This window comes from Pseudooceanicola sediminis, assembly GCF_003575965.1.
GTDB classification, from domain to species: domain Bacteria; phylum Pseudomonadota; class Alphaproteobacteria; order Rhodobacterales; family Rhodobacteraceae; genus Pseudooceanicola; species Pseudooceanicola sediminis.
The window spans coordinates 159,333-174,804 of sequence record NZ_QWJJ01000010.1 but is presented as its reverse complement, the minus strand read 5'-3'; the positions used below and the strand labels follow the sequence as shown (position 1 = coordinate 174,804).

General features: G+C 65.6%; 15 protein-coding genes. 5 read left to right on the top strand and 10 right to left on the bottom strand.

The features are described from left to right. Positions 1–76: 76 nt before the first annotated feature. Positions 77–964, bottom strand: a complete 888-nt coding sequence (locus DL237_RS20735; RefSeq protein WP_199672075.1) for a hypothetical protein — start codon at positions 962–964, stop codon at positions 77–79. A gap of 435 nt (positions 965–1,399) precedes the next feature. Here DL237_RS20735 and msrB point away from each other — a divergent pair, with 435 nt between their 5' ends. Continuing rightward, entirely contained in the window at positions 1,400–1,849 is a 450-nt protein-coding gene (gene msrB, locus DL237_RS12950) for a peptide-methionine (R)-S-oxide reductase MsrB (protein ID WP_119399480.1), read from the top strand. After that, positions 1,846–2,370 (top strand): peptide-methionine (S)-S-oxide reductase MsrA, encoded by a 525-nt coding sequence (msrA, locus tag DL237_RS12945; protein ID WP_119399479.1) that lies wholly within the window; start codon positions 1,846–1,848, stop codon positions 2,368–2,370. The genes msrB and msrA overlap by 4 nt, the downstream gene beginning before the upstream one ends. A gap of 27 nt (positions 2,371–2,397) precedes the next feature. Here msrA and DL237_RS12940 read toward each other — a convergent pair whose 3' ends face one another. The 3 genes from DL237_RS12940 to DL237_RS12930 form a co-directional block, all read right to left on the bottom strand. Further along, on the bottom strand, positions 2,398–2,967 hold the full coding sequence (locus DL237_RS12940; protein WP_147405346.1) for a hypothetical protein: 570 nt from the start codon (positions 2,965–2,967) through the stop codon (positions 2,398–2,400). A gap of 29 nt (positions 2,968–2,996) precedes the next feature. Next, positions 2,997–3,584 carry a HupE/UreJ family protein gene (locus DL237_RS12935; protein WP_119399477.1) on the bottom strand — a complete coding sequence of 196 codons (588 nt, stop codon included), beginning with the start codon at positions 3,582–3,584 and terminating at the stop codon, positions 2,997–2,999. 97 nt (positions 3,585–3,681) lie between these two features. After that, positions 3,682–5,205: a malonate--CoA ligase gene (locus DL237_RS12930; RefSeq protein ID WP_119399476.1), complete on the bottom strand. Its 1,524-nt coding sequence runs from the start codon at positions 5,203–5,205 to the stop codon at positions 3,682–3,684. A gap of 191 nt (positions 5,206–5,396) precedes the next feature. Between DL237_RS12930 and DL237_RS12925 the strand changes: the two genes are divergently transcribed. Further along, complete coding sequence (locus DL237_RS12925) at positions 5,397–6,320, top strand: DMT family transporter (protein WP_119399475.1); 924 nt, start codon at positions 5,397–5,399, stop codon at positions 6,318–6,320. 157 nt (positions 6,321–6,477) lie between these two features. Here DL237_RS12925 and DL237_RS12920 read toward each other — a convergent pair whose 3' ends face one another. The 5 genes from DL237_RS12920 to DL237_RS12900 all read right to left on the bottom strand — a co-directional run bounded on the left by DL237_RS12920 (position 6,478) and on the right by DL237_RS12900 (position 12,085). Then, positions 6,478–7,827, bottom strand: coding sequence for an NAD(P)/FAD-dependent oxidoreductase (locus DL237_RS12920; RefSeq protein WP_119399474.1), 1,350 nt, complete (start codon positions 7,825–7,827; stop codon positions 6,478–6,480). A gap of 93 nt (positions 7,828–7,920) precedes the next feature. Next, positions 7,921–8,742 carry an ABC transporter permease gene (locus DL237_RS12915; protein ID WP_119399473.1) on the bottom strand — a complete coding sequence of 274 codons (822 nt, stop codon included), beginning with the start codon at positions 8,740–8,742 and terminating at the stop codon, positions 7,921–7,923. Continuing rightward, positions 8,742–9,632, bottom strand: a complete 891-nt coding sequence (locus tag DL237_RS12910; RefSeq protein ID WP_119399472.1) for an ABC transporter permease subunit — start codon at positions 9,630–9,632, stop codon at positions 8,742–8,744. The genes DL237_RS12915 and DL237_RS12910 overlap by 1 nt, the downstream gene beginning before the upstream one ends. Positions 9,633–9,759: 127 nt before the next feature. Beyond that, a complete protein-coding gene (locus DL237_RS12905) occupies positions 9,760–10,881 on the bottom strand; it encodes an ABC transporter ATP-binding protein (RefSeq protein ID WP_119399471.1) in 1,122 nt (373 codons plus the stop codon). 118 nt (positions 10,882–10,999) lie between these two features. Then, positions 11,000–12,085: a polyamine ABC transporter substrate-binding protein gene (locus tag DL237_RS12900; protein WP_119399470.1), complete on the bottom strand. Its 1,086-nt coding sequence runs from the start codon at positions 12,083–12,085 to the stop codon at positions 11,000–11,002. A gap of 147 nt (positions 12,086–12,232) precedes the next feature. On the opposite strand from DL237_RS12900, the gene DL237_RS12895 reads away from it, so the two are divergent. Together DL237_RS12895 and DL237_RS12890 are read left to right on the top strand one after the other, a co-directional pair. Beyond that, on the top strand, positions 12,233–12,934 hold the full coding sequence (locus tag DL237_RS12895) for a GntR family transcriptional regulator (protein ID WP_119399515.1): 702 nt from the start codon (positions 12,233–12,235) through the stop codon (positions 12,932–12,934). A 96-nt stretch (positions 12,935–13,030) separates the two neighbouring features. Then, on the top strand, positions 13,031–14,416 hold the full coding sequence (locus tag DL237_RS12890) for an aspartate aminotransferase family protein (RefSeq protein WP_119399469.1): 1,386 nt from the start codon (positions 13,031–13,033) through the stop codon (positions 14,414–14,416). Between the two features lie 214 nt (positions 14,417–14,630). Here DL237_RS12890 and DL237_RS20605 read toward each other — a convergent pair whose 3' ends face one another. Continuing rightward, the gene (locus DL237_RS20605; protein WP_158585640.1) at positions 14,631–15,449 is read right to left on the bottom strand and encodes a LytTR family DNA-binding domain-containing protein; all 819 of its coding nucleotides are present in this window, start codon (positions 15,447–15,449) and stop codon (positions 14,631–14,633) included. Positions 15,450–15,472: the final 23 nt, after the last annotated feature.

Genomic DNA, 15,472 nt, shown 5'->3' with positions numbered 1-15,472 from the left:
ACGCGGATCGAGGGGCCTGGGTGTTGTCGTCTGGGGGTGGGCGCGTTCGCGCCTCGTCCGCTGCTCAGCACCGGTTTCAGGGTCGGTCGTCGACCAGCAGCCAGTTTTCGCCATTGCCTTCGGAATAGACACCAACGACGTCATTGGGTTGGTATCCGTCCTGTGCCAGGCGGCGCACCAGGGGATCGACACCCGATATCTTGTCCTGAAGCGCATTGATTTCAGCGCGGGCCTGGACAAGGCGTTGATCCAGTGTCGCGGGGCGCAGTTTGCCGGCGCGTTGAAGCTGGCTGACCGTGATGTAGTCGTAGGATTGAAGCGTGACATAACGAAGGTCGAACATGGCGCGGGTAGTCGTTTGCACGCCGGTCGTATTGCCCGCCGTTGCCGCACTGCCCGCTCCTGATGCCGAGCCGCTGCCAGTTCCGCTGCCACCGGTTCCGCTGCCAGTTCCGCTGCCGCTGCCGCCGGTGCCACCTGTCCCGGTGCCAGATCCGGAGCCGCTGCCCGTGCCGGAGCCTGATCCGGACCCAGAGCCGCTGCCGGTACCGCCACCAGATCCGCCGGTGCTGCCACCAGTGCCGCCGCCGGTGCTGCCGCCCGAACCGCCGCCTGTGCCGCCACCGGAACTGCCACCGGAGCCGCCGATCCCGACGTCGGCATCGACGCTGACACCGGAGCCGCCCCCGGAGCTGCTGCCAGAGCCGCCCACGCCGACATCGGCGCTTGCGTTGACCCCTGAACCGCCACCGATCCCGACATCGGCCGAGACGCCAACGCCGTCCCCGCCGCCGATCCCGACATCGGCCGACACGCCAACGCCGTCCCCGCCGCCAATCCCGACATCGGCCGTGGCACTGACCTGGGCCATCGTGGCCGGTGGTGCCATTACCGCGATCACCGCGAGAACGCTGAGGGCCTGACGCGGTTGAATCGACTTTAGTCCTGTTTGAATGAGTTTCATCTTGGTCTCTTCCTCCTTGGATGCGCTTGAATGCGACTGCTCCGCGCGGCGAAAGATGCACCAGTATTTTGCATGGGATGCCCGCGGCCCTGCCGCAATGCGTTTCGCGGGGCAGGTGCTTTAGAAACGCAAGGGGCGAGTGAATTGATCCAAATTTATTGTGAAAACATATATTTTATTTTCGGAATGGGATCGGATGCTTTTCGTTTTCGGTGTGAAAATACGTTTTATAACAATGGCTAAGGGCGGGTGTGATCATGTCGGGTTGGCGTGTTTCATGACGACGGATTCGCATGAGTACATACAATTTAAACGATAGTCTTGGTGCGTATCGTGCCTGCGCGGCGCGGCGCCGGTGTGTCACCTTTGCGCGACGGGGGCTTTCCAAAACGCTGGCAAGCGCCCACATTGCCCCCAAAGACATCAGGAGGCGTCATGTCCCAATACAGCAAGAGTGAAGAGGCCATCGCCCGGCTGACACCGGAACAATTCCGCGTCACCCAGCAAAATGGCACCGAACGGCCCGGCACCGGGCCGCTGAACGACAACAAGGCCAGCGGCATCTATGTCGACATCGTCTCGGGTGAGCCGCTGTTCGCCAGTGCCGCAAAGTATGAGAGCGGGTGCGGTTGGCCCAGCTTTGTCAAACCCATCGAACCCGACAACGTGGTCGAGCTGCGCGATGAAAGCCACGGCATGGTGCGCATCGAGGTCCGCTCGAAACATGGCGACAGCCACCTGGGCCACGTCTTTCCCGATGGTCCGCGGGATCGGGGGGGGCTGCGCTATTGCATCAACTCGGCCTCGCTGCGCTTTATCGCGAAAGAGGACATGGAGGCCGAAGGATATGCCTCCTACATTGATCAGGTGGAGGAATTGGCATGACCATTGCACAGGGCAATATCGAACGCGCCGTGCTGGCGGGGGGCTGTTTCTGGGGCATGCAGGATCTGATCCGGCGGATGCCCGGCGTGCAGAGCACCCGTGTCGGTTATTCCGGCGGTGACGTGCCGAACGCAACCTATCGCAACCACGGCACCCATGCCGAGGCGATCGAGATCATGTTCGACCCTGAAACGCTCAGCTATCGCAAGATCCTGGAGTTCTTCTTTCAGATCCACGATCCGACGACGTTGAACCGGCAGGGCAATGACCTTGGCATGTCGTACCGGTCGGCCATCTATTATGTTGACGAGGCGCAAAAGGCCGTGGCGGAGGAGACGATTGCCGATGTCGATGCCAGCGGCATCTGGCCGGGCAAGGTGGTGACCGAGGTCGCCCCGGTGGGGGATTTCTGGGAGGCCGAGCCGGAGCATCAGGATTACCTGAAGCGTATTCCGAACGGGTATACCTGCCACTTTGCGCGCCCCGACTGGGTTCTGCCACGGCGCGCCGCCGCAGAATAGAGCCTGCCCGGATCGCGCGAAGAGCCTTCAGGCGGATCTCAGACCGAAGGCGATGACCAGCACGAGGATCGCGGTGAGCCAGCTTGCCGCGATCCTGACCGCAAGGGCGCGCCACGCCGCGCCGCCGCCGCGCAATACGACTCCGGCCAGCGTCGATGGCAGGATCACGGCCAGCAGCGCGGCCCCCATAACCCCCGCGACAAAGGCGACCGGCAGGCTGTCAAAGCCCTGGCCGTGCAGCAGGCTTGCCAGCGCCATGGTGGTGGTCAGGGCCGCGATGGGCGGGCCGGCTCGGCCGGGCAGCCGCGGTCCGATCAGGGCCGTTCCCGCCGCCACCAGCGTGCCGGCCACCAGTGAGAGCACGGAGACTGCCCCCGGCGCGAAGGGGGCCAGCAGGATGCCCGCGCCGAGGCCCGCGACAAGGGCGATGCCGCCGCGGGCGATGCCGCCGCAGAAGGCCAGCCAAAGGCCGAGGGCGATCAGGGGCAGCCCTGTTTCCGGATAGGCCGCAAGCGCCGCCGCCCCCGACAGCACGGCCTGCATCGGTGTGTCCATCGCGCCAAAGCCATGGGCCTGTGCGGCAAGGGGCACAGACACCAGCAGCAGCGACAGGCGAAGCGCGCGGATCAGGCGATCCCGGCGAGGTAGGCCCCGCCCATGGCCGCGATCAGCACGCCGATACCGCGCACCGCGATCCGCCCGGCCGGGCTGGCGGTCAGGAAGCCGAAGCCGATGCCGACCAGGTGCAGCAGGCCGGTGGCAATGACGAAGCCGATGCCATAGGCCAGCGGGTTGGCCGCCTGCGGCAGCTCGGTGCCGTGGGCATGGCCGTGGAACACTGCGAAGACGCCGACGATCATGCCTGCGACCCACAGCGGCGCACGCACCGCAAAGGCCACCAGCAGGCCCAGCACGACGCCGGACAGCGCGATCCCGGTTTCCACCGCCGGCAGCGGCACCCCGAGAATGCCGAGCGCGCCGCCGACCGCCATGACCATGGGAAACACCACCGGCAGCGCCCATATCGCGGGTGCGCCCAGAAAGGCGCCCCAGAGACCGACCGCGACCATGGCGATGACGTGATCCCAGCCCAGGATCGGATGGGTGAACCCGCTGGCGAACCCGCCTTCCGGCAGGCCGGTGTGGGCCTGCGCGGCGGCGGCGCCCAGCGTGAAGATCAGGGAAAGTAGCAGCGTCTTGGGGGCGGAGCGCATCGGGGGTACCTCGGGTCTGGTGTCGCGCCAAACTGCCGCCGCACTGCGGCAAGGTCAATTCAATTTTGCGCTGAACTTTCCCATATGTTGTGGTTCGTCAGAAAAACATACCATCATGTGTGTCTCGGAGGGCGTTCTTTTGCACCTTTCCCATGGTGTTGCGCGGCAGATCCGGCGCAAAGATGATGCGTTTGGGTTGCTTGAAACGGGCCAGGTTCTGCGCCAGCGCGGCCCAGATCGCGGCCTCGGTCTCGGGTGGGTTGGCGTCGCCTTCGGGCACCACGATGGCCACCACCGCCTCTCCGAAGTCGGGATGGGGGATGCCGATCACGGCGCTTTCGATGACACCGGGCAGGTCGTCGATCAGGCTTTCGATCTCTTTCGGATAGACGTTGAAGCCGCCGGTGATGATCAGGTCCTTGGCGCGCCCGACGATGGTGATGTAGCCGTCGGTATCGCGGGTGGCCAGGTCGCCGGTCAGGAACCAGCCGTCGGGCGAAAGCTCCTCGGCGGTCTTTTCGGGCATCTGCCAGTAGCCCTGGAATACATTGGCGCCGCGCACCTGGATCGTGCCGATATCACCGTCCGGGACCTCGGCGCCGGTGTCGTCCACGATGCGCAGTTCGACCCCGGGCAGCGGCAGGCCGACAGTGCCGGGGCGGCGTTCGTGATCATAGGGGTTCGAGGTCGACATGTTGGTTTCGGTCATGCCATAGCGTTCCAGCACCGTGTGGCCCGTACGTTCCTGCCACTGGCGGTGGGTGTCGACCAGCATCGGGGCCGAGCCCGAGATGAACAGACGCATGTTGGCGGCAAGGTCCCGCGTCAGGTCGGGTTCGGCCAGCAGGCGGGTGTAGAAGGTCGGCACGCCCATCAGCGCGGTGGCGCGGGGCATCGCGCGAAGGATGGCGCGCGGATCGAAGCGCGGCAGGAACACGGTCGAGGCGCCCGACAGCAGCGCCACGTTGGTGGCGACGAACAGCCCGTGGGTGTGAAAGATCGGCAGCGCGTGAATCAGCACGTCCTCGCGGTCGAACCGCCAGTAATCGCGCAGCATTTCGGAGTTCGATGCAAGGTTGGCATGGCTGAGCATCGCGCCCTTGGATCGCCCCGTGGTGCCTGATGTATAGAGGATCGCCGCCAGGTCATCCGCGTCGCGCGGCACGGCGGCAAAATCGGCCTGTGCGGGCAGGGCGTCCATCAACGTGCCGCTGCCATCCTCGGCCAGGGTCAGTGTGGTGGTCTGCGTACCGGCGGGGGACAGGGGGGCGATCTCGTCCCGCCTTGCCGGGTCGCAGACGACGATACGCGGGGTGGCGTCATTCAGGAAATAGGCGACCTCGGGGCCGGTGTAGGCGGTGTTGAGCGGCAGGAAGATGCCCCCCGCCATCACCGTACCGAGGTAGAGGGCGATGGCCTCGGTGCTTTTTTCGACCTGTACGGCGACACGATCACCCGGGGTCAGGCCTGCGTCGGTCAGCGCGGTGGCGATGCGTTCGGCCAGGTCGAACAATCCGCCATAGCTGACACCGGCACGGCCGGGACGTTCGGCAAACAGGTGATCGGGGGTCAGGGCGGCATGGCGCGCCAGCCGTGTCAGCAGGTGGTTCTGATCGTACATGGTTCCTCCGGTCGCAGGGCGCGGCCCCGATGGGGCCAGCGGTGGGGCGATGTTTTCCCGCCTGTGGCCGGATTGCAAGCACGCCTGTGCAATTGACCTTCACGCCGGGCTGCCGGACTGTTACCCGGATTTGCGCGGCAGGCCCGGCCGGGCCTTGTCGTGGCGCACGTTCCACCAGGGAAAGAGACTTCATGCAGCCCGTCAAAGGTATCCTGATCAAGCTTGTCGCGGTCGTCTGTTTCATCTGCATGAACGCGCTGATCAAGGCGGCGTCGCCGCATGTGCCGCCGGGCGAGGCCGTGTTCTTTCGCGGTTTCTGCGCCTTGCCGATCATCATCGGCTGGCTGGCGATGCGGGGCGATCTGGCGACCGGGCTGAAGGTGAAGGCACCGATGGCGCATGTCTGGCGCGGTTTCATCGGCACCACCTCGATGGGGTGCCTGTTCGCCGGGCTGGCGTTCCTGCCGCTGCCCGAGGTGACGGTGCTGGGATACGCGATGCCGCTGCTGGTCGTGGTCTTTGCCGCGATGTTCCTGGACGAGCGGGTGGGGGTGTTCCGCCTGGGCGCGGTCGCGCTGGGGATGCTGGGCGTGCTGATCGTGCTGGCGCCGCGGGTGACGGCGCTGGATGGCGGCACCGTACAGGTCAGCGAGGCCGTGGGGGCGATGATCGTGCTGTTCGGGGCGACCTGCGGGGCGCTGGCGCAGGTGCATATCCGCAACATGGTGCGGGTCGAGCAGACCTCGGCCATCGTGTTCTGGTTCTCGATCACGTCGACCGTGCTGGCGTTGGCGACGATTCCGTTCGGCTGGGTGATCCCGACGGGGCGCGAGGTGGTGTACCTGGTGGTGGCGGGCCTTCTGGGGGGCACGGGGCAGATTTTCCTGACGTCGTGCTATCGCTATGCGGACGCCAGCGTGGTGGCGCCGTTCGACTATGCCTCGATCCTGTTCGCGCTGGTCATCGGCTATTTCGTCTTTGCCGAGGTGCCGACGGGGCAGATGCTGCTGGGGGCGCTGATCATCGTCACCGCCGGGGTGATCATCATCCTGCGCGAGCGCCACCTGGGGTTGGAGCGGGACAAGGCGCGGGCATCGCGGACGCCTGCCGGGTAGCGCGCTGCCGGCGCGGGCGAGAGGGGGCGCTGCCCCCGCCGCCCCTGCGGTGCGGCCCCCCGGGGTATTTTCGGCCAGATGACAGGGAGGCCCGGGAGAGAGGGTGGCGGGAGAGAGGCGTTGGGGATCGCGGTGTTGGGGCGGGAGGCGTCCGGGATCAGCGTTCCAGCAGGCGGGCCATGGTGTATTCGCTGGCGAGGATGGCGCGGCGAAAGCGCCCCAGCGGGAAGCGGGGCGGTGGTGCCGCAAAGGCCGTGGGCAGCAGGTAGCGCGAGGGCCGGTCCTGCGCGAGGTCGGCCAGGATCGTGCCGGTGTAGCTGGCCATGGCGACGCCGTTGCCGTGATAGCCGAAGCCCGCGTAGGCGCCCTCAAGTCCGGGGACGGGGCCGCAGTAGGGGGTGAGCGAGGCCGTCAGGCAGACCATGCCGGACCAGTGGAACGGCGTTTCGACGTGGCGCCAGGCGGGGAAGGCGGCGTCGAAATCGGCGCGGACCCCGGCGGTGACGCGGGCTTCGTTGCGCGGTGAGGACAGCAGGCCGCCGCGCTGGCCGAAGACCATGCGGCCATCGGGTGTCAGGTGGAAGTAGTGCAGCAGGCGGCGGTCCTCGTAGCTCATTTGCCGCGAGGTGAAGCCCTGGGCGGCGAGTTCATCGTCGCTCATCGGGCGGGTGGCGATGACCGAGCTTTGCGCGGGCAGGATACGCCCGCGGAGCCAGGGTATGAGGTTTTCCGCCGTGTAGCCGTTGGTGGCGAAGATCACGCGGTCGGCCTCGATCACCGCCGCGGGCGTGATGAGCGTGAAGGTTGCCCCGGTCTTTTGCACCGAGAGCACCGGGCTTTGCCCATGGATGCGCGCGCCCGCCGCCGTGGCGGCGCGCACCAGTCCGGCGAGGTACTTGCGCGGGTGCAGGGCGAAGCCGAGCGGGGTTTGCAGCGCGCCGTGCCAGTTCGGGCCGGAGAGGCCGTGGGCGGCGAGGTCGGATTTTTCGATCAGCGTCGCATCGGCGCCGAAGTCGCGGGCGAAATGGGGCGCCTTCCTGCGCAGGGCCTGCATCGCTTTTTCGGAATGGGCGAGGATGACTTCGCCGGTGGAATGGCGATCGACATCGATGTCGTGGGTGGTGAGCAGGGCGTCGACGTGGGCGATGGCGGCAGCTTCGGCGCGGCGCACCTGCGCCGGGGCATCGGGGCCGAAGCGGCGCAGCATCAGGTCGCTGGCGCGGTGGCTGCCCAGGCAGCAGAAGCCGCCGTTGCGGCCCGAGGCGCCGAAGCCGGGAAATTCGGCGTCGAGCAGGGTGACATCGACGCCCGCCTGCGCCAGTGCCAGCGTGGCGTTGAGGCCGGTGTAGCCAGCCCCGATGACCGCGACGCGGGTGCGTTGCGGACCGCTGACGGGGGGATGTTCAAGGGCCGCGGCAGGCACGGCATCGGCCCAGAAGCAGGACGCGATGACATCGCGGGAATAGGTGTAGTCGGGATAGAGGCGGCGGAGTTCCGGGGTATTCACGTCACAGGGCTTTCGTCACAACAGGGCTTTCGTCAAAATGACCGGCGCGCCCGCAAGGAGGGGCGCGCCGGTGAAACGTCTGGGGGGCGTCGTTCAGGTGCGCCCGTCGACCGCGTCGCGTTCCTCTTGCAGCTTGAGGGCGGTGTTGCGTTTGGACAGGATCGAGAAGATCACCACGCCAAAGGCGACCACGCCGATCATCAGGGTCGACAGCGCGTTGATTTCGGGGCTGACGCCGAGGCGGACCGCCGAGAAGATCTTCATCGGCAGGGTGGTCGAGGAGGGGCCGGCGGTGAAGGAGGCGATCACCAGGTCGTCCAGCGACAGGGTGAACGCCAGCAGCCAGCCCGAGATCACCGCGGGGGCGATGATCGGCAGGGTGACGAGGCGAAATGCGCTCCACGGGGTGCAGCCGAGGTCGAGGGCGGCTTCTTCCAGGGAGGTGTCGAAGCTGGACAGGCGCGACGAGACGACGACCGAGACATAACACATGGCGAAGGTGGTATGGGCCAGCACGATGGTGGTGACGCCGCGATCCATGTCGATGCCGATGAACAGCAGCAGAAGCGCCAGGCCGGTGATGACGTCGGGCATGACCAGCGGTGCGTAGATCATGCCGGAAAACAGCGTGCGCCCGGAAAACCGCCCCAGCCGCACCAGCAGGAAGGCGGCCATGGTGCCCAGCACCGTCGCCAGCGTCGAGGAAATCACGCCGACCTTGAGCGTGACGAGGGCGGCGTCGAGGAAGGCTTCGTTGCGCAGCAGTTCGCCGTACCACCTGGTCGAAAAGCCGGCCCAGACGGTCACCAGTTTCGAGGCGTTGAACGAATAGATCACCAGGATCAGCATCGGCAGGTAGAGGAAGGCCAGGCCGAATGTCAGCGAGACGATATTGAAGCCGGACATGCGTCTCATTATTGGCTGGCCTCGCGGTTTTTCTGTTCGTTGCGCTGGAACAGGATGATGGGCACGATCAGGATCACCAGCAGCACCACGGCGACGGCCGAGGCGACGGGCCAGTCGCGGTTGGAGAAGAACTCCTCGTACAGCACCTTGCCGATCATCAGGGTTTGCGAGCCCCCGAGCAGCGAGGGGATGACGAATTCACCGATGGCGGGGATGAAGACCAGGAAACAGCCCGCGATGATGCCGGATTTCGACAGCGGGATGGTCACCAGCCAGAAGGCGGAGGTGCGCGAGCAGCCGAGATCCTCGGCGGCCTCGATCAGCGCGCCGTCGAGTTTTTCCAGGTTGGCGTAGATCGGCAGGATCATGAAGGGCAGGTAGGTGTAGACGATGCCGATATAGACCGCGATTTCCGTGTTCAGGATCGTCAGCGGCTGGTCGATCACCCCGAGCCAGAGCAGGAATGTGTTGAGCAACCCGCCCTGGCTGAGGATGCCGATCCAGGAATAGACGCGGATCAGGAAGGAGGTCCAGAACGGCAGGATCACCAGCATCATCAGCGTGGCGCGCCATTCGGGACGGGCCGAGGCCATGCCATAGGCGATCGGGTAGCCGATCAGCAGGGTCAGTGCGGTCGAGATAGCGGCGATCTTGAGCGAGGAGAGGTAGGCCTTCCAGTAGAGGTCGTCGGTGGTGAGGAAGGTGAAATTCTCGAAATCCAGTTCGGAGAAGAAGGTGCGGATGCCTGCCCAGCCGGCCGTGAGGTCGAGTTGGGGGAAATAGGGGGGGCGGGCCAGCGCGACATCGGACAGCGAGATCTTGACGACGATCACGAAGGGGATGAGGAAAAGCGCGATCAGCCACAGGTAGGGCACGAGGATCAGGACGAGGCGGCGCATTCAGTGGCCTCCCTTTCCGGGGCGGGGAGAAGAGGGGGCGCTGCCCCCGTCGGCTGCGCCGACCCCCCGGGGGTATTTCGGGCCAGATGACAGGGAGCGGGGCGCGTCGGGGTGCGGATGCTGCATCCTAGCGCTCCAGCAGGATGGCGGCGGTGTCGGACCAGCTGAGCCAGACCTTGTCTTCCCAGGTGAAGGACCGGCGGGCGATGCGGCGGGTATTGGCGCTTTGGGCCTTGATGACGTGACCGCTGGGCAGCTTGACGTGGTAGGTCGAGATATTGCCGAGATAGCCGATATCGAGGATTTCGCCCTGGACGACATTGGCGGCGTCGGGTTGTTCGGCGGTGATGGCGATCTTTTCCGGGCGGATCGCGAGGTAGCAGGTCTGGTCCTTTTGCAGCACCGCCGCGGTGGTGGCGACGAGGGGAGAGTGGCCTTCGGCCCAGTTCACCAGCACCTTGTCGCCGGTCTGGTTGGCGCTGCCTTCGATGATGTTCACGTCACCGATGAAGTCGGCCACGTAGACGGAATTGGGGTTTTCGTAGATCCGGTCGGGGGTGGAGACCTGGACGAGGCGGCCTTCGTCCATGACCGCGACGCGGGAGGCGACGGTCATCGCCTCTTCCTGGTCGTGGGTGACGATGACGAAGGTGGTGCCGGTCTTTTCCTGGATGTCCATCAGTTCGAACTGGGTTTCCTCGCGCAGCTTGCGGTCGAGCGCGCCGAGCGGTTCGTCGAGCAGCAGCAGTTTCGGTGCCTTGGCGAGGGAGCGGGCGAGGGCGACCCGCTGGCGCTGGCCACCCGAGAGCTGGTGCGGCTTGCGGCGGGCGAATTTTTCCAGCCGGGTCAGGCGGATCATGTCCGAAACGCGGGTTTCGATCTCGGACTTGTCGCGCCCTTCGCGCTTGAGCCCGAAGGCGACATTGTCCCAGACGGAGAGGTGCGGAAACAGCGCATAGCTCTGGAACATCATGTTGACGGGGCGCTTGTTCGGCGGCACCGCGGCGATGTCTTCGCCGCCCAGCAGGATCTTGCCGGAGGTCGGCATCTCGAAGCCCGCGAGCATCCGCATCAGCGTGGTCTTGCCGCAGCCGGACGGGCCGAGGAGGGCAAAGAATTCCTGAGCGTAGATGTCGAGGTCGAGATTGGCGATGGCGGTGAAGTCACCGAATTTCTTGGTGACGTTCCTGAACTGGATCAGGGGCTTCTCGTCGGGGTTTTCCCACGGCGCGAAAACGGTTTGGGGCATCCGGCACTATCCGCAAATTCTGGGGGAGCGTTCCCTGCGCCACGGTCGCGGCGCAGGGTCTGGTGGGGCCGCAGGGGCGATGCGGGGCCGGTTCAGGCCCCGGTGCCCCCCGTATCGGTCAGGTGCCCGATTTGACCTTGGTCCACAGGCGGGTCAGCGTACGCTGTTCCTTGGGGCCGAAGGGCGTGACGGTGTAGAGTTTTTCCAGCGTTTCCTCGCTCGGATAGATCGCCGGATCGCCGATCACGTCCTCGGACAGGAACTCCTGGCTCGCCTTGTTGCCGTTGGCGTAATAGACGTAGTTCGACGCCGCCGCCATGTTTTCGGGGTCCATGATGAAGTTCAGGAAGGTATGCGCGGCCTCGGGGTTGGGCGCATCCACCGGGATCGCCATCATGTCGAACCACATCAGCGCGCCTTCCTTGGGCGCGTTATAGGCGATCTCGACACCATTTTCCGCCTCGGCCGCGCGGTCGCGCGCCTGAAGGATGTCACCGGACCAGCCGAAGGCGACGCAGATGTCGCCGTTGGCCAGGGCGTTGATGTATTCCGAGCTGTGGAATTTCTGGATGTAGGGACGCACGGCCATCAGCACTTCTTCGGCCTTGGCCAGCGCTTCTTCGTCCTTGCGATCAGGGTCGAGGCCGGCATAGGCCAGCGCCGCCGGGATCATCTCGGTCGGGGCATCGAGGAAATGCACCCCGCAGGATGCCAGTTTTTCCATGTTCGCGGGATCGAAGATCAGCGACAGGCTGTCGACGGGGGCATCCGCGCCCAGGGCGTCCTCGACCGCGGGCATGTTCACGCCGATGCCGGTGGTGCCCCACATGTAGTTGATCGAATACTCCCCACCCGGATCATAGGCGTCGGTGCGCTTTTCGATGACGTCCCACATGTTGTCGAGGTTCGGCAGCTTGGATTTGTCCAGCTTCTGGAAGGCGCCGGCCATGATCTGACGTTGCAGGAAGGTGCCCGTGGGGACCACCACGTCATAGCCCGATCCGCCCGCCAGCATCTTGGTTTCCAGCAGTTCGTTGGAATCGAACACGTCGTAGACCAGGTCGATGCCGGTCTCTTCCTCGAATTTGCTCAGCAGCGATTCGTCGATGTAGTCGGACCAGTTGTAGACGTGGACCTCTTCGGCCTGAACCGCGGCGGCGGTCAGGGCAAGGGTCGCAGTCAAGCTCAGCAGAGGTGTCTTCATCGTAATCTCCCGTTGAATGGCAGGGTCTCTTGTGCCCCTTGGTCCGGAATTTGATCAAACGCTGCCCGAAAAAGCAACAAGCAGATGTTTTCATGGGTGGCCGCGCCGTGCAAGATAAAGGCCTGAGCCGGATATCGGAGGGCGATGATGAATTTGCAGGCAGCACGTCAGGGGGGTGGCGGCGCGCGGCAGGGCGCAACGGGCGACGCGGGTGCCGCTGCGGGCCTGCCGGCGCACGAGGTCGTCTATCGTGATCTGCGCGCCCGCGTCCTGCACGGCGTGCTTGCGCCGGGGCAGGCGGTCACGATCCAGGGCCTGACGCAGGACCTGGGCGCGGGCATGACCCCGGTGAGAGAGGCGCTGCGTCGCCTGATGGCCGAAGGGGCGCTGGAATTTCGCGGAAATCGCCGCATTTCGGTGCCGGTTCTGACCGCGTCCGACGTCGAACAGCTGCGCCATGCCCGCCTGGCGCTGGAACCTGATCTGGCGCGCCGGGCCTGCCTGACCGCCCGCCCGCAGGACATCGCCGCGCTTCAGGCGATCGATGCCAAGCTGGACGAGGCCATCCGGCGCGGCAACGTGCATGGGTACCTGGTCGAGAATCACCACTTTCACGCGCATCTCAATGCGCTGGCCGGGGCGCCGATCCTCTGGGGTCTGGTCGAAGGGCTCTGGCTGCGCTTCGGCCCTTCGCTGCGCGTCGTCTGCGGCCAGTTCGGCACGCGCAACCTGCCGGACATGCACAAGGATCTGATAGATGCCATGAAAATGGGCAATGCCGAGGCTGCCGCGATGGCCATGGCGGGCGATGTCGAACAGGGAATGGAGATGATCGCCCAGGCCCTGTGATGCCCCTGTCCGGGGGGTGTGATTCGATTGACAGGGCATAATTTGATCATATTCTGCGCGCATCCGGTTTTCACCGTCCGTCAGAAAGGTTCCCTAATGCCCCAGATCAGCAACCACATGCCCACCGCCGAACTTCAATCGCTCGACAGTGCGCATCACATCCACCCTTTCTCCACCCAGGACGATTTGCTGAAGAAGGGCGCGCGCGTCATCACCAGCGCCAAGGGCGTCTGGCTCAAGGACAGTGAAGGCGAGGATGTGCTGGATGCCATGGCGGGGCTTTGGTGCGTCAACATCGGCTATGGCCGCGACGAACTGGCCGAAGCCGCCGCCCGCCAGATGAAGGAACTGCCCTATTACAACACCTTCTTCATGACGACCCACGTGCCGGTCATCGCGCTGGCCGCGAAACTGGCCGAACTGGCGCCCGGTGACCTGAACCACGTCTTCTTCGCCTCCTCCGGGTCCGAGGCGAACGACACCAATATCCGCCTGGTGCGCACCTACTGGCAGGAAAAGGGCAAGCCCGCGAAAAAGACCATCATCTCGCGCTGGAATGCCTACCACGGCTCCTCCGTCGCCTCCTCCTCGCTCGGCGGCATGAAGGGCATGCACGCCCAAAGCGGCTATATTCCCGACATGCACCACATCGACCAGCCCAACTGGTGGTCCGAAGGCGGCGAAAGCACCCCCGAAGACTTCGGATTGGAACGCGCGCAGCAACTCGAACAGGCGATCCTCGAAATTGGAGAGGAGAATGTCGCCGCCTTCATCGCCGAACCGGTCCAGGGCGCCGGCGGTGTCATCATCCCGCCTGCCACCTACTGGCCCGAAATCCAGCGCATCTGCGACAAGTACGAAATCCTGCTGATCGCGGACGAGGTGATCTGCGGCTTCGGGCGCACCGGCAACTGGTTCGGCTGCGAAACCATGGGCATCAGGCCCGACATCATGACGATCGCCAAGGGCCTGTCCTCCGGCTATCAGCCCATCGGCGGCTCGATCGTCAGCGACGAGGTGGCGGCGGTGATCGGCGCGACCGAATTCAACCACGGCTATACCTACTCGGGCCACCCGGTCGCCTGCGCCGTGGCGCTGGAAAACCTGCGCATCCTCGAAGAGGAAAAGATCGTCGACACCCTGCGCGACGACACCGGCCCCTACCTTCAGGAAAAATTCCGCAGCCTGGCCGAACACCCGATGGTGGGCGAGGCGCAGATCATCGGCGCCATGGGCTCCATCGCCCTGACGCCCAACAAGGCCACGCGCGCGCCCTTCAAGGCCGAGGCGGGCACCGTCGGCTACATGGTGCGCGAACGCTGCTTTGCCAACAACCTGGTGATGCGCCACGTCGGGGATCGCATGATCATCTCGCCACCGCTGGTGATCTCGAAGGCCGAAATCGACATCCTGATCGAGCGCGCCTGGACCTCTCTTGACGAGGCCATGGCCAATGTCCGGGCCGCCGGTCTCTTCGAATAACCCCGCCCCCACCACTGGCCCCTGACACTGGCCCCTGACACTGGCCCCTGTCACTGTGGCCCCCACCGCGCTGCCCCCGCTTGTTTCCCCCCCCCGGAGATGTTTCCCTGTTCGAAATATCCCGGGGGAGTCAGCGTCTCGCTGACGGGGGCAGCGCCCCCTTCCCGTTCACCGCTTGCGTCACACCCGTCCGGCAAATGCGGCGGACCCTCCCTCAGGGCAGCCGCTCCACCTCCAGCCCGATGGCGCGCACCCCGCCCTGTTGCGACCGGCTGACCGGCAGACGCGCACCGTCCACCATCTCGACCAGCAGCGCCCGATCCTGGCGCAATACCCGCCGGATCGCCTGCCGCGCCACCCAGTGCGACCGGTGAATGCGCAGTCCGCCGATGTCCTCCAGTTCCTCCAGCGCATCGGCGAACCGCATCAGCAACAGGGTGGTTCCGGCGCGCGTCTGCACCTCGACATAGTGATCCAGCGCCGACACCCGGATGATGTCGCGCCCCAGGTCCGGGGGCAGACGTTTCAGAAAGGCGTTGCCCGATATCGCGGGCGATCCGCCGGTCCCGGGCGTCGTCTGGTCCAGTGTCGCGGCCATTGCCTCGGGCGCGGGTTCCGGCGGGCGCCGGGCGATGAACACCCCGATGATCAGCGAAATCGACGGCACGGTCACGACCACGTTCAGCGTCACCGCCGTCAGGCTGGCCGCGTCCCAGTGGTCCTGCCCGCGCAACATCCCCAGGATCAGCACGATCCCCAGCACGGGCAGCGCCGCCGCAAGGCCCGACAACAGGTAACGCACCACAACCGGCAGCGCCGTGTCCCGCATCGCCCGGACACCCGTCAGGATCACCAGGCTCGCCGCCGCCGCAGTCAGCGCCGATGACGCCAGCTGCCAGGCAAACAGCGCCAGGATATCACCCGCCCCCGCATCTTCCGGCCCGAGGTAGATGGTGCACAGCAGGCTGACCACCGCCACGATGGTGACAAAGGGGGCCGAAACCAGCACCCCGTACCACTTGCGAAGCGTCAACTGTACCTCTGTGCCGTTCACGA

Bases quoted from the DNA above. Each gene is read 5' to 3' on its own strand.
- DL237_RS12890 (WP_119399469.1), top strand. From the start codon at position 13,031: ATGCCCCAGATCAGCAACCACATGCCCACCGCCGAACTTCAATCGCTC.
- DL237_RS12895 (WP_119399515.1), top strand. From the start codon at position 12,233: ATGAATTTGCAGGCAGCACGTCAGGGGGGTGGCGGCGCGCGGCAGGGC.
- DL237_RS12915 (WP_119399473.1), bottom strand. From the start codon at position 8,742: ATGAGACGCATGTCCGGCTTCAATATCGTCTCGCTGACATTCGGCCTG.
- DL237_RS12930 (WP_119399476.1), bottom strand. From the start codon at position 5,205: ATGTACGATCAGAACCACCTGCTGACACGGCTGGCGCGCCATGCCGCC.
- DL237_RS12935 (WP_119399477.1), bottom strand. From the start codon at position 3,584: ATGCGCTCCGCCCCCAAGACGCTGCTACTTTCCCTGATCTTCACGCTG.
- DL237_RS20735 (WP_199672075.1), bottom strand. From the start codon at position 964: ATGAAACTCATTCAAACAGGACTAAAGTCGATTCAACCGCGTCAGGCC.
- msrB (WP_119399480.1), top strand. From the start codon at position 1,400: ATGTCCCAATACAGCAAGAGTGAAGAGGCCATCGCCCGGCTGACACCG.
- DL237_RS12910 (WP_119399472.1), bottom strand. From the start codon at position 9,632: ATGCGCCGCCTCGTCCTGATCCTCGTGCCCTACCTGTGGCTGATCGCG.
- DL237_RS12900 (WP_119399470.1), bottom strand. From the start codon at position 12,085: ATGAAGACACCTCTGCTGAGCTTGACTGCGACCCTTGCCCTGACCGCC.
- DL237_RS12925 (WP_119399475.1), top strand. From the start codon at position 5,397: ATGCAGCCCGTCAAAGGTATCCTGATCAAGCTTGTCGCGGTCGTCTGT.
- DL237_RS12905 (WP_119399471.1), bottom strand. From the start codon at position 10,881: ATGCCCCAAACCGTTTTCGCGCCGTGGGAAAACCCCGACGAGAAGCCC.
- msrA (WP_119399479.1), top strand. From the start codon at position 1,846: ATGACCATTGCACAGGGCAATATCGAACGCGCCGTGCTGGCGGGGGGC.